Source organism: Micromonospora sp. NPDC005163, assembly GCF_053599835.1.
Window position 1 is genome coordinate 65,338 of record NZ_JBSFYP010000010.1, and the last position, 13,053, is coordinate 78,390.

Annotated in this window: 12 protein-coding genes; 8 read left to right on the forward strand and 4 right to left on the reverse strand. The window is 68.7% G+C overall.

Annotation, left to right across the window (positions count from 1 at the left end; all coding sequences use genetic code 11):
- The first annotated feature begins 189 nt into the window (after positions 1 to 189).
- Positions 190 to 954 (forward strand): DUF427 domain-containing protein, encoded by a 765-nt coding sequence (locus ACWD6N_RS10130; protein ID WP_450004666.1) that lies wholly within the window; start codon positions 190 to 192, stop codon positions 952 to 954.
- A 126-nt stretch (positions 955 to 1,080) separates the two neighbouring features.
- A complete protein-coding gene (locus ACWD6N_RS10135; RefSeq protein WP_354965856.1) occupies positions 1,081 to 1,428 on the forward strand; it encodes a hypothetical protein in 348 nt (115 codons plus the stop codon).
- Positions 1,429 to 1,514: 86 nt separating this feature from the next.
- Here the strand turns inward: ACWD6N_RS10135 and ACWD6N_RS10140 are convergent, their stop codons facing one another.
- Positions 1,515 to 2,594 (reverse strand): hypothetical protein, encoded by a 1,080-nt coding sequence (locus ACWD6N_RS10140; RefSeq protein WP_354965855.1) that lies wholly within the window; start codon positions 2,592 to 2,594, stop codon positions 1,515 to 1,517.
- Between the two features lie 107 nt (positions 2,595 to 2,701).
- On the opposite strand from ACWD6N_RS10140, the gene ACWD6N_RS10145 reads away from it, so the two are divergent.
- Positions 2,702 to 3,919 carry a low temperature requirement protein A gene (locus ACWD6N_RS10145; protein WP_354965854.1) on the forward strand — a complete coding sequence of 406 codons (1,218 nt, stop codon included), beginning with the start codon at positions 2,702 to 2,704 and terminating at the stop codon, positions 3,917 to 3,919.
- Between the two features lie 29 nt (positions 3,920 to 3,948).
- Here ACWD6N_RS10145 and ACWD6N_RS10150 read toward each other — a convergent pair whose 3' ends face one another.
- Positions 3,949 to 4,608: a TetR/AcrR family transcriptional regulator gene (locus ACWD6N_RS10150; protein WP_354965853.1), complete on the reverse strand. Its 660-nt coding sequence runs from the start codon at positions 4,606 to 4,608 to the stop codon at positions 3,949 to 3,951.
- A 99-nt stretch (positions 4,609 to 4,707) separates the two neighbouring features.
- On the opposite strand from ACWD6N_RS10150, the gene ACWD6N_RS10155 reads away from it, so the two are divergent.
- Positions 4,708 to 5,871 (forward strand): FAD-dependent oxidoreductase, encoded by a 1,164-nt coding sequence (locus ACWD6N_RS10155; RefSeq protein ID WP_354965852.1) that lies wholly within the window; start codon positions 4,708 to 4,710, stop codon positions 5,869 to 5,871.
- Between the two features lie 167 nt (positions 5,872 to 6,038).
- Here the strand turns inward: ACWD6N_RS10155 and ACWD6N_RS10160 are convergent, their stop codons facing one another.
- Positions 6,039 to 8,276 carry a hypothetical protein gene (locus ACWD6N_RS10160; RefSeq protein WP_354965851.1) on the reverse strand — a complete coding sequence of 746 codons (2,238 nt, stop codon included), beginning with the start codon at positions 8,274 to 8,276 and terminating at the stop codon, positions 6,039 to 6,041.
- 168 nt (positions 8,277 to 8,444) lie between these two features.
- On the opposite strand from ACWD6N_RS10160, the gene ACWD6N_RS10165 reads away from it, so the two are divergent.
- From ACWD6N_RS10165 to ACWD6N_RS10175, 3 genes are read left to right on the forward strand one after another with little or no spacing between them, the layout of a single operon-like run.
- Complete coding sequence (locus tag ACWD6N_RS10165) at positions 8,445 to 8,933, forward strand: hypothetical protein (protein ID WP_354965850.1); 489 nt, start codon at positions 8,445 to 8,447, stop codon at positions 8,931 to 8,933.
- 50 nt (positions 8,934 to 8,983) lie between these two features.
- Complete coding sequence (locus ACWD6N_RS10170; protein ID WP_450004674.1) at positions 8,984 to 10,069, forward strand: IS630 family transposase; 1,086 nt, start codon at positions 8,984 to 8,986, stop codon at positions 10,067 to 10,069.
- A 39-nt stretch (positions 10,070 to 10,108) separates the two neighbouring features.
- Positions 10,109 to 10,300 carry a GNAT family N-acetyltransferase gene (locus ACWD6N_RS10175; protein WP_354965910.1) on the forward strand — a complete coding sequence of 64 codons (192 nt, stop codon included), beginning with the start codon at positions 10,109 to 10,111 and terminating at the stop codon, positions 10,298 to 10,300.
- Here the strand turns inward: ACWD6N_RS10175 and ACWD6N_RS10180 are convergent.
- On the reverse strand, positions 10,297 to 11,565 hold the full coding sequence (locus tag ACWD6N_RS10180) for an MFS transporter (protein ID WP_354965849.1): 1,269 nt from the start codon (positions 11,563 to 11,565) through the stop codon (positions 10,297 to 10,299). The two genes, ACWD6N_RS10175 and ACWD6N_RS10180, sit on opposite strands and share 4 nt — an antisense overlap.
- A gap of 167 nt (positions 11,566 to 11,732) precedes the next feature.
- On the opposite strand from ACWD6N_RS10180, the gene ACWD6N_RS10185 reads away from it, so the two are divergent.
- Positions 11,733 to 12,968 (forward strand): low temperature requirement protein A, encoded by a 1,236-nt coding sequence (locus ACWD6N_RS10185; RefSeq protein ID WP_354965848.1) that lies wholly within the window; start codon positions 11,733 to 11,735, stop codon positions 12,966 to 12,968.
- Positions 12,969 to 13,053 lie beyond the last annotated feature (85 nt).

The following is a 13,053-nucleotide window of genomic DNA, read 5'->3' on the forward strand; positions in this document are numbered from 1 at the left end:
TCATCACCAGGGTCGGTCGGCATGGCTGATCCAGAATGCTTCTCATCCTTGAGCGTTGTCATGGGTAGACGCTGACGCCGTCCGAACTCGTGCAAGTCGGCGGCCACTGAAATCGGCGAGACACCCAAGCCGTCCTGATCGTTGAGCCAATGCCCCCGAATCGAGGCTGCTGCTGAACTGGAGGACATCGTGCCGGACTACCCGAAGGCGATCGCCCCGGACGACCGCGTTGAGCCGGTGCCCCGCCGCATCCGCGCCTACCTCGCCGGCGAACTGGTGCTGGACACCAGACAGGCGCGGTACGTGTGGGAGTGGCCCCTTTACCCCCACTACTACATCCCGGCCGCCGACGTGAACCGCAACCTCCTGATCGATGAGCACCGCACGGAGCAGGTCCGCTGTGGGACCGGACAGGTGCATGGGCTGCGGAGCGGCGAGACGATCCGTCCTTCGTCCGCCCGGTGGTACGGGGACGACGCGCTACCCGGGTTGGCGGACACCGTTCGGTTCGACTGGGCCGCCATGGACAGCTGGTTTGAAGAGGACGAAGAGATCTTCGTACACCCTCGGAACCCGTATGCCCGGGTGGACGCGATACGGTCCACCCGCCGCGTACGGGTGGAACTCGACGGGGTCGTGCTGGCCGAGTCGGCGTCGCCGGTGCTGGTCTTCGAGACCGGTCTGCCGACTCGCTACTACCTCAACCAGACCGAGGTGAACTTCGAGCACCTCGTGCCGTCAGAGACGACGAGCTCCTGCCCGTACAAGGGCCGGACCAGCCGCTACTGGTCCGTGCGTGTCGCGGGCACGGTCCACCCGGACCTGGCCTGGTCGTACACCTTCCCCACAAGCGCGCTCCTGCCGATCGCCGGGCTGATCGCCTTCTACAACGAGAAGGTCGACCTGATCATCGATGGGGAGCGAACGACCCGGCCGAAGACGCACTTCTCCTGATCGGGTCTGTCGACCACCGCCGACGGCCCCGACTCGCCACGTTCGCCTGATGGATCCCGCAGGTCTCCGTACGCTTGCTGTGAACTCAGAGCTGTACTCCTGAAGGGCCGTGGAAGGGGGATTGGCATGACCGACGACCAGGTCACCCGCAATCTGAAGGGCATGGATGAACTCGACTTCGTGGGATGGAACTCGGCCGACTGGCACGGAGTGTTCGCCCACCACCACACGGATGACGTTCTCGTGGACCTGAAAGGGCAACCGAAGACCCACGGCATCCAGGAGCACATCGACGCCATGGAGGCGTTCGCCGAGAGCACCGGTGGCACGCCAATCCAGATCAAGTCGCACCCCATCGGTTTCGGGTCGGGAGAGTGGACCTGCGTGGTGGGCGAGTTGGAAGACGGCAGCCGGATGGTGACGGTGGCGAAATGGCGCGACGGCGCCATCGCTGAGGAGTACATCTGGATGTAGCGGCCCCGTCACCAAGCTGCATTCCTGGTGACGCTCAACGTTCGGCGGTCCGCACCCACCACGAACTCACACTCTTTGTTGCGAGGTCAGCGGGTCTCGCCGGAACTGCGACTCACCATCAGTCCGGTGGCGTCGACAACCTCGAAGTCGCTGCCGCGCAGAGTGCCCAGCGTGTGCAGCGCGTCATTGTCCCATCGCCTGTCGGGCGTGCCGGAGATGAACCACGCCGAGCCGTGATCGGCGACGATGACGCCGTACCGCCGCATCGCCTCGGCGACGATCCTGGCCTGCCGGGGTAGCCGGGAGACGTCGACAGAGCGCTTGAGTCGCAGTCGCTGACCCAGCTGAGGCAACGAGGGCTCCTTGTTGACGGATGCGGAGTGCGACGCTGGCCAGGTCCAACCGCTGCGGGTGCGTGGCACGGTGACCCGGATCGCGTGGTCGATCCGTCCGGCGGCCACCTCGTCGTAGCGGACCAGACCGGCGAGGATCGAGAGTCCGGCGGCGTCGGCGGACGTCCAACCGGCCGGCCGCATGCGGTTGGAGCGCAGGTCGAAGACCGCCCCGGACCCTGCTCGCCAGCCTTCTCCGGCCGGGTGGGCGTCGAAGAGCTCGTAAACGCGGCACGCGTCGCGGTCCCAGACGATGACGTGCCGGTCACCGGCGCCGCGCGGCCCGCCCTCGACCGCTGCGTTCGGCGGGATCGGATAGGGCCCGGCGTCGCTCTCGTCGCCGTAGGAGAAGGTGACCGGCACCCGTCGCTGCCCGGCGCCGACGACGGTGACCGGGATGCCGATCGGTGCGCCCTGCCACGTGCCGGCGCCGAAGTCGGCGTGCACGGCGGCGGCCGGGCCGATGCTGCCGACGATGGCCGCGGAGCGGGAGTGCACGGGCAGCCGGGAGACGTCGGCGTGCCACACGTTGTCGGCGGGGAACACGGGGCACGCCGAGGCGGGCGGGCGCGGGCGGGCGCCGATGCCGGTCCGTGCGGACGGGCTCGCCGACGGTACGGTCGGCGCGGCGCTCTGCGCCGCCGCGGTGCCCGGGTCGGGAACGCTGGAGGTGGGTGCGGCCGTGGTCGTCCGCTGCGGGGTCCCACAACCAGCCATCAGGACGACGGACAGCGTTGCGACGACGCCGGCGCAGCGCGGGATCGGTGCGAGCATCTCGCGCATCCTGCCTCAACGGTGGTGACAGCGTCCATCGCGGTGCTCTCCGCGCCGCTGCCGTGGTACGACTGCTTCAGCGACATGCCGACGAAGCGGACGGGCCGGTGACGACGAACAGGGTGGCCAATCTGCTGCGTAGGCGTGAGAGTCCGCAGCGGCCGACGTTCCTGGAACTGTTCTTCGATCTGGTGTACGTATTCGCGCTCACCCGGATCGTGCACGAGTTGGTGCTGGACTACACCAGGGATCACGTCGCAGAGACGTTGACCACTTCCCTCGCGGAAAACGGCGAGACTCTGCTGCTGCTGTTGGCCGTCTGGTGGATCTGGACCCAGACGTCGTGGACGACCAGCAGATTCGACCCGTTCCAGCCGGCGATCCAGTTCGTTGTCCTCGCGACGATGCTCGGGAGTCTGTTTCTGGCGGTCGCGATATCCGGGGCTCTCGCCGAGACCGGCCTGCTCTTCGCGAGCACGTACGTCGCGATCCAGGTGGGCCGTACCCTCTTCTTCGTCGTCACCCTGCGGGGTGACGCCCTGCGCCGCGTCAACATGCTGGCGCTCGTCTGGTTCGGCGCGTCGGCGGTGCCGTGGATCGCCGGAGCCCTCGCACCGGGGGAGGTGACGCGCAATTCGCTGTGGACGCTGGCCCTGGCGATCGACTACCTGGGGGGCAGACTCGGCTGGCCGGTACCGGGGATGGGTCGCTCGCGGGTGTCCCCGTGGGCCGTCGCGGGCGAGCACCTGGCCGAACGCTACTGGCAGCTCGTCATCGTCGCACTTGGTGAGACGATCCTGACCTCCGGCTCGAGTCTTCTGCGCGGTCCGATCGTGGCGGAACGAACATTGGCCCTTACGTTGTCGTTCCTCACGACGGTGTTGCTGTGGCGGATCTACTTCTACCGAGCCGGCCAGATCCTGGGCGAGGCCATCGAAGCGTCCGCCGACCCCGGCCGGCTCGGTCGGTCGGCCGAGTTGTCCCACCTGCTCATGGTGGCCGGCATCCTCGCCACCTCGGCCGGTTCCGAGCTCGTCCTGATGGATCCATTCGACCACACCAGACCCGCCTGGGTCGGCGCCATCCTCGGCGGGCCCGCGCTCTTCCTAGCCGGGCGCTCACTATTCGAGTACGTGGCCTTCGCCCGCGTGTCCCGGCCACGGCCGATCGGGATCGTCGCCCTCGCGGCCATGGCGCCGGTGATGGTCGGCCTGCCGCCACTCTGGGTCGCTGCAGCAGCTGCCTCGGTCCTGCTCGGCATCGCCGTCTCGGACGCGATCCGAGCCCACGGACGCCCACTGGAGCAGGCCTCGCCGCCACGCTGACACCAGAGCGACGTGGTCAACGGCAACGCTTATGCGGAGGCTGTGTTGTTGTGACGTGGCCCGGTCAGCCCGTAGAGCAGCAGATCGGTGAGGGCGTCGATGACCTGTTCGTCATGGGCGTCCTTGCCCGTGGCTGGCATTGCGTAGCCGAGGGTGGCGAGCATCGCGCCGATGGCAGCCCCGATCAGCTGCGGATCACCGGGCAGGGAGTGGCCCCGCTCGCGCAGGTATTCCAGGTGATCGCGCAGGGGGGTGGTCTGGCCGGTCAGGTCGTGCCAGGCCCGGCCCGATGCGGGGTCGGCGGCGACCATGGACTGGAACAGGGCGATGCTGATCGGCCGGTGCTCGCGCATGACGGTCCAGGCGATTTCGAGGTGGTCGCGCAGTTGGGCGCGGTCGGTCAGGTCGTGGTCCTTGGGGTGGTCGTGGTCGGCGAGGTGTGCGTCGGCCGCGGCTTCCAGGTCGGCGAGGAGCGCCTGCAGCAGCTCGTCCTTGTCGGCAAAGTGCTCGTAGAACGAGCCGGTGGCCCGGCCTGCCGCCGCCGTGATGTCCGTGATCTTGGTGTTGAGGTAGCCGCGCTCCGCGAACACCTGCCGGGCCGCGTCCAGTAGCGCCTCACGGGTCTGCGCGGCCTTGATCTTGCGTACGCCGGTGCGGCGCTCGGTGGCGGTCGGCTTGCCTTGGCGCATCGGTGCCCCTTCCGCATGACCGGTTGACCACGTGAAGCATACCGAACATACTTTCACTGAATCTCGGTTCACTGAACGACCATTCAAGGAGTGATGGGTATGCGTGCGATCGTGATCGGCGGTGGCGTTGCCGGGGCTGGGGCCGCTCTCGCCCTGCGCGGCATCGGTGCCGAGGTGACCGTCTATGAGGCGTGGGAGGATCCGGCCGGAGACGTCGGCTCGTTCGTCAGTGTGGCCACCAACGGGCTTCGGGGCCTGGACGCGCTCGGCTGTCTGCCGCCGGTGCAGGCGGCGGGCGTGGACGTACCGCGGCAGCGGATGTGGTCAGCGGGCGGCTGGCTGCTGGGCGACGTGCCGCGGGGCAGGCGCAGCAGCGACACCCTGCACAGCGTCACCCTGCTTCGTGGACGGCTCGTCGGTGCGCTGCGCGACGCGGCCATCACCGCCGGCGCGCAGATCGTGACCGGCGAACGGCTCGTCGGCGTCACCGAAGCCCCTGACTGCGTCGCCGCCGAGTTCGCCAGCGGCAAACGGGACTCTGCCGACCTGCTGGTGGCCGCCGACGGCATCTGGTCGACGGTTCGCGGCCTGCTCGACCCGGAAGCACCGCATCCCGAGTACGCCGGGCTCTACGCCGTGTCTGGAATTTCTACGATGGACAACGTCGATCCCGGGGTGTTCAACATGACCGTCGCTCGCAACGGCGCCTTCATCCACATTGCCGCTGGCGACGGAGAGGTGTGGTGGTCGGCCCAAATCGCCGACGCCGTCGAGCCCGACCGCACCGGCGTGAGCGACGCCGAATGGGTGCACCGAACCGCGCAGCTCTACGAGGCCGAGACGGCGCCGTCGGCGGTCATAGCCGCCACCACCAGGCTGCACCCGACCGTCATCATGCACGCGGTCGACCCGGTCCCGACCTGGCACAGCGACCGCATCGTCCTGGTCGGGGACGCGGCCCACCCAGTCGGCGCCGGGCAGGGCGCGTCGATGGCGATCGAAGACGCCGTCGTCCTCGCCGCGGCATTGCAGGCCGAGCCGACGACCGCAGCCGCGTTGAAGGCGTACGACGCGGAACGCCGCCCCCGCATCGTCAAGCTCCTCGGCGCGGCCGAGGACAACCGCGGTGCCAAGAAGGCCGGACCGGTCAAGCGGCACCTGCAGGCGCTGATCATGCGCGTGTTCGTGCCATTGGTTTATGAAAAGGCCACCGCATGGCTGTACGACTACACACCCGGCACGCCCAAGCCCCAGAGGGCATAGCCGCCTTGACCGAGATTCGGCCAGCATGTGCCGGCCAGTAATCGACGCGGCGCTCAACGACCCGGCAGCCACCGTGCCCTACGACCGAATTCCTGTGCGCCTTCGCGTCCTCGGCGGACACAGCGGCGGCACCGGGAACGATGCCGCCGCTGTGCGAAACACGATCGCTAGCTGACGAAGATGCGCCGCCGCCGACGGGCCCGCCAGGTCAGAGCCGCGCCCGCGATGATCAGGGCGAGCGCGACGGAGACCAGCACGGGCACCGGAACGTTGTCGCCGGTGACCGGCAGGCCGCCGTCGTTGTCGCCGCCACCCGCACCGTCGGACGGCGGCTCGTCGGAGTCGTCGTCCGCCGGAGGCGTGGCAGTGTCGCCGGTCGTCGGCCTGGCCCTGGTGTTGCCGCCGAGCAGCAGCAGGTCGTCGCTCTCGGCGTCGTCGGTCATCGTCTGCACCGACGTCCTCGTGCTCCGCGGCAGGTACTGGTGCTGCGCCGTGAACTGCTGCTTCGACACGTTCTCCTTGGGCGACTTGGAGAAGTCGACGCCGCCCATCGTGTAGACGTAGACCTGCCCGCCGGCCTCCCACTCGAACGTGTAGTCGCCGTCGCGGAACGACTTGAGGTACCGCTGCCAGGTCTCGTTGAAGTCCCACTTCTCGCCGCGGATCGGCCACTTCGACGCGTCGTCGCTGTTGATGATCTTGTGGTAGTCGGTGGCCTTCTTCGCGTCCTGCAGCCGGATCCACTCGGCCGCTACCCGGGACGTGTAGACACGGCGCAGGTCGGCGTACGCGGCATCTTGATTGATCTTCTTCTCGACCGCCGGAACGATCAGCTTTTCGACGACCTTCTGGTTGTGCTCGATCTGCGCCTTGGTGGGCTCGCACGGGTCGCCGGGCAGGTCGAAGTCGACCTCCTGCGGCACCGAGTTGACCTTGAGCGGCGCGTCCAGAATGTAGATGCCGCCGTCCTGCTCACGCACCTGCGCGGGCTCCGGTTCGATCCAGTTGCGGATGCCGTGCAGGCAGGGCAGCCCGTCGGTCAACTGGTTCTCGTTCCAGAACTTCCTGCCCAGGTCGGTCTTCGGGTTCATGGCCGCGGCGAAGTCGTGCTTCATCTGCAGGTCGGCCTCGAGCAGCACCCGCCCGGCGTCGGTCTTGCCGAACTTGGCGTCCATCACGCGCTGCGGCTCGTCCGGGTTGAGGTTCACCCAGAACTTCTCCGGGGTGAGCGCCAGCCAGGTGAAGAACGAGTCGGAGATCAGCTGGGCCTTCTCCTGGCCGCCGAAGCCGGGGTTGGTGTCCGGGTCGGGCATCTTGTCGGCGGTGAACGAGTAGTCCAGGCCCTCGCCCTTGACCGGGGCGCCGACAAAACGCAGCTCGAGGGTGGAGAAGTCGACGCCGCCGGGGCCGCGCAGGCGCTGACCGGTGGTGTCGCCCTGTCGGATGCGCTCCATCTGCTGGCGCATGGTCTCCGGGGTCGGCTTCGACTGGTTGAGCATGTCGTTGAGGCCGCCGCGCGAGCCGGAGTTCGCCTGCGGGTTCGGGTTCAGCGTCGGGTCGAACTTGGTGTGTGGGCCGGGGGTGAACCGCACGACCGGGGTGGAGCGGTGCTGGTAGGTGGTGACCCGGGACTTGCCGTCCGGGTGCTGTCCGGCGTCGGCGCCGAGCTCGCGCAGCTTGGTGGTGCTGCGGGGCTCCGGCTCCTGGCCGTAGACGTAGCGCAGCGAATACTCCTTGAACCGCGGGTCCTTGAGCACCTGGCGGTCGTTGGGCAGCTGCTTGTCGACGATCCCGCCACCCGACTTGATCTCGACGAACTCCTTGGTCCTCTGGTTGACCGCGTCGTACCGGCGGATGACCTTGCCGTCCGCGTCCTTGACCTCGACCTCGCAGAGCCAGTCCGGGCCGACCAGGTTCAGGTCTTGCACAATTTTCTTGTGGAAGGCATCGCCACGCGTGCGGCGGGCGGCGTTGTCGATGTACGCGTCGTTGAGCCAGTCCTGGAACGTGCCCTTGTACGGGTTCGAGCTGAGCTGCCGGTAGTTGTAGCTGGCGTAGACCTTGCGCGGGTCGCCCTCTTTCCACTTCGTCGAGTCGACGCCGGCCTCCGCGAGGTCAACCGCTGTGGGCGCCGCCAGCCCGTCCATCGACTGCCGCTGATTCACGTAGTCGTACGTGTCCCACGCCGACTTGATCCGGCTGGCGTCACCGACCGGCAGCGTCCCCGGTTTCGACGGGTTGCCGGTCAGCTTGAACTTCACGTCGCAGCGCTTGCCGGTCAGCATGGGCGGCGCCGCCGCCGAGGCGACGGGCATGGTGCCGGCGGACAACAGCACGGCGCAGACGGCCGCTACCAGGCCGCGGAACAGCAGGTGCGCACGGAGCCGGACTCTGGGGTAGCTCATGTAGATCCCATCCAGGGAGGGAGACGCCGGTGCCTCCCCGTTCGTAGTCGTCTGGTCCCCGGCGCCGTGTGACACCATATGGAACGGCGTCGTATTGGCGTGCCCCGATGCAACCAATCGACAACTATGGGTATCTTTTCGTTATCAAATGCTGAGTGGAGACCGCGCATGAGCGACTGGGCCGACAACCCGCGGCTGAACACCTGGTTGGCGGCCCAGCAAACGGCCTTTCCGGTCTGGTCCCGTGAGACTGGGCAGGCGTGGGACTTCACCGTGGACTCCCTGGACCGCCTGGAGCAGCTGCTGCGTGAGCGGTTCGCCGGCTGGGACGACCTGCTCGCGGCCGAGGAGGCCGAGCAGCCCGCGGTCATGGTGCCGGGGTGGTACCTGGGCGAGGTGCTCAACCGCAATTACGGCACCGTGTGGCACCGCAACCCGGTCGAGCCCACCCACCCCGACCAGCCGAAAACCCCGTTCGTCCAGTTCTTGAAGGACCCCGGAGCGGAGGAGGAGTACGAGGACGAGGACGACTACGTGGACGAGGACAATCTCCCGCCGATCTGCAACCCGTTCATCGAGATCCGCGGCCTGTTCGTCCGCAGACCCAACGACCACCTGCGGGACGTTGTCATCCGATTCGAGCGGTACGAGCGCTAGTGTCGCGTGTCTGAATTGATTTGACGGTTGGGGTGCGGGACACTGTTCTCGTGTCTGTTGCTGCCGCATTGATTCTTCGTCCGGAGGATGGTGCTCGGCTTCGGGATCTGGCGAGGTCGTCGTCGGCCCCGGCCGGGCATGTGCAACGCGCCCGGATGGTGTTGTTGGCGGCCGAGGGGTTGTCCAATGCGGAGATCGGCCGGCGGGTGGGGATGACCCGGCAGACGGTGATCGCGTGGCGGGCCCGGTACGAGGCCGGCGGGATCGACGCCCTGGCTGACTTGCCGCGTTCCGGGCGTCCGCCGGTGATCGATGAGGCCGGTGTGGTGGTGTCCACGTTGAACCCGCCGCCTGCGGATTTGGCGGTGACGCACTGGTCAGCACGGTTGTTGGCCGGTCACCTGACGAGCAACGGCATGCGGGTCAGCTTCGCCGAGGTCGCTCGGATCTGGCGAGCCTGGGACCTGCAGCCACACCGGGTGGAGACGTTCAAGTTCTCTACCGACCCGCAGCTCGAGGCGAAGATCCGCGACGTCGTCGGCTTGTATCTCGACCCGCCCGCGAACGCCGTCGTCGTGTGCGTCGACGAGAAGTCCCAGATCCAGGCCCTCGACCGGACTGCACCGCTACTGCCGATGCGGTTCGACCAGGCCGAACGCCGCACCCACGACTACAAACGCCACGGGACGACCACACTGTTCGCCGCCCTGGAGGTCGCCACCGGGAAGATCACCGCCGACGCCTGCTACGACCGGCACCGCAACAACGAGTTCCTGCGGTTTCTCAAGCAGGTCGCCAAGGCCCACCCGCGGGTGAAGCTGCACGTCGTGGCCGACAACTACGCCACCCACAACCACCCGAACGTCAAAGCCTGGCTGGCGCGCAACCCGCGGATCACCATGCATTTCACCCCGACCAGCGCCTCGTGGATGAACATGGTCGAAATCTTCTTCGGCATCATCACCCGCCAGGCCATCCGCCGCGGAACCTTCACCAGCGTCCCGGACCTCATCCGCGCGATCCGCACGTTCATCGACGCCTACAACGAACGCTGCGAACCGTTCCGCTGGACCAAGACAGCCGATCAGATCCTCACCAAAGCCAACCGTCAAAAGACCTCAGACACGCGACACTAGGTCAGCTCTTCCAGAACTCGAGCAGGTCCCCGTCGAGCCCTGCCGTTCGTCGCCGAGATGGACGGGCACGTGGTCGGCGCAGCCTGGCTCCTCGTCGCGCAACGGGTGCCCACTAACGAGTCGCTGGACCGGTGGTACGGCGACATCCAGTCAGTCAAGGTCCGCGAGGAGTACCGCAACCGCGGTATCCCGCTCGACATCACCTGCGGCGATGCGACCGAGACAGCCTAGGGCGCACTCTGCCGATCGTGCAGTGGCCTTCCCGTCCGGGTAGGTGTGACCTGCCGCGTAGCTGCGGGGCTGGTGGCGGAACGGGCGGCGGTCGGCGCCGGCCCGGCGGCGCGACACCGCCGCGCGTCCAGGGCGAGCAGTGTGAGGGCGGCCAGCGTCAGCAACCCGCCGACGAGTGCCAGCGGGCGTGCTCCCGAGGTGGGCAGGAGGGCGCCGCCGAGCAGTGATCCGCCGGCGATGCCGGCGTTGAAGGCGGTGCTGACGCCGGCCGACGCGATGTCGGTGCTGCCCGGAGCCAGTTGCAGCATCCGGCTCTGCACGGCGGAGCCGAACGCCGCGTAACCGAGGCCTATCCCGGCGAGGAGTGCGACCGCGCCGGGCCGGAGCGCGCCGAGCGCGTACAGGCCGAACAGCGAGGCGGTGCCGATGCTCAGCGGCGCCAGCAGGGAAGCGATCGGCCGGGTGTCCAGGGTCCGGGCCGCGGCCAGGGTGCCGACGACGCCGGCCGCGCCGGAGACGAACAGCAGCGGCGCCAGCACCGCGTCGGCGAAGCCGCTGACGTCGAGCAGGAACGGTGTGACGTAGGTCTGCAGGGTCATGAAGCCGCCGATGCCGAGGGCGGTCGCGATCAACAGCAGGGCGAAGCGCCGCCCGTCCGGTGCGGTGCCCCGGGCGGCGCCGCCAGCGGCCGGCGGGTAGGAGGGAAGGAGGACGAGCACCGCGGCGGCGATCGCCAGACCGACCCCGGCCAGCACCGCGAACGCCGCGCGCCAACCGGCCTGCTGCCCGAGCCAGGTGCCCAGGGGTACGCCGAGCACCGGGGCGAGCGTCGCCCCGGTGGCGAACAGCGCTACCACCCGGCCGCGCACCGCGACCGGGAAGGGCCCGGTCACGGTCGCCGTGGCGATGGACCAGAACAGCGCCTGGGCCAGGGCGGTCACGAGGCGGGAGCCGGCCAGCACGGCGTACGTCGGCGCGAGCGCGGAGGTGGCGTTCGCGGCGGCGAACAGGAGCATCGTGCCGCCGAGCAGTTGACGCCTGGGTACCCGCTGGGTCAGCCGGGCCAGCGGCACGGACGCCAGCACGACCACGACGGCGTACCCGCTGACCAGCAGACCCACCTGCGTGCGCGACCGGTCGAGGTCGGGTGCGATGTGGGTCAGCAGGCCGACGGGCAGCAGTTCGGTCGTGATGAACGCGAACGCGGCGAGGGAGAGCGCGACGAGCACGGCCCTGGCCCTTCGCGGCGATACCTCCGGCGCCATGGCCCACCCCCTTCATGGTCACCGTAATCGAGGCCCGACCCCCGCTCAGCTCGCGGGCCTCAGCGGACCACACCGTGGATCCACCACAGCGAGGGGGACGCCCAAGGGGTTGACGCAACCCCTCGGGCGGCCGACTCGTTGGTGCGACGAGGGGGCGGAGGCGGACGATGGCGGCGGGACGCGGAGCCGATCTGCTGCGCCCTCCGGCGAGTTCGGGCCGCGCCACGTTTCTGGAGCTCTTCTTCGATCTGGCTTTCGTCGTGGCCCTCGCCCGGGTCTCGCAACGATTCGCCGACCTGAACGATGACACTGGTTGGGCGCTGCTCGAAGGTTTCGGTCGTACCCTGTTGCTCTTCCTGGCGCTCTGGCTGATCTGGTCGCACACCACCTGGATCACCAGTCGCTACGAACCAGAGCGGTCGATCATCCAGGCCGTCGTGGTCGGCACCATGTTCGCCAGCCTGGTGATGGCGGTGGCGCTGCCACGCGCGATGGAGGGGCGAGCGCTGCCGTTCGCGGTCGCGTACCTGATGGTGATGGTGGTGCGGCCGCTGGTGGTCGCCGCCGCGCTGCGTGGCCATCCGCGACGGCTGGTGCCGTTCCGGCTTGCCGGATGGGCGGCGATTTCCGCGCCGCTCTGGCTGGCCGGCGCGTTGGGCCCGGACCGGTTTCGCCTGCCGCTGTGGGCTGCCGCCCTCGCTGTCGACTACCTCGCCTGGGCTCTGGGCTGGCCGCTGCCGCGGCTCGGGGCTGCGGCGGTGAGCCGCTGGCGGATCACCGGGAAGCATCTGGCCGAACGTCACCAACAGATGTTCCTCATCGCACTCGGTGAGTCGATCCTCGTCATCGGCACGGTTTTCAGCGGCAGGGACTACTCCGCGGAGCGGGCCGTCGCGTTCGGGGTCGCGTTCGCCACCAGCGCGCTGCTGTGGCGGATCTACTTCCACCGCGCCGGGCTGCTGTTGACCGAGGCGTTGGATCGGGCGGGTATGCCCGGCCGGCTGGGTACGGCGTCGGAACGGACGCATGCGTTGATCGTGCTCAGCGTGCTGGTCACCTCGGTCGGCTACGAGCTGGTGATCGACCATCCGTTCGGGTCGCCGCGGCTCAGTTGGCTTCTGTTCGTGGTGGGCGGTCCGGTGCTCTTCCTCGTCGCCCGTCTGCGGCTGGAGTACGAGATCTTCGGCCGGGTTTCCGGACCCCGGATGATCGGCTTGGTGGCCCTGCTGCTGTGCACACCGGCGTTGGCCCGCTGGTCGCCGATGGTCGGGCTGAGCGTGGTGGCCGTAGTGCTGGCCCTGGTCGCGCTGCTCGACGCGCTGCGGAGCCGGGGACGGCCGCTGGAGGTTCCCGCGTCGCCGATCGGGCGGGAGACGCCCGGCGATCGCGACTTCGAGGCGTGACCGCGCGGCCGTGCACAGCGACCAGCCCCGACAGCCCGCACCGGGTGCCATCTCCACCCTCGGCCGTGATCGCGACGTGGCCGGA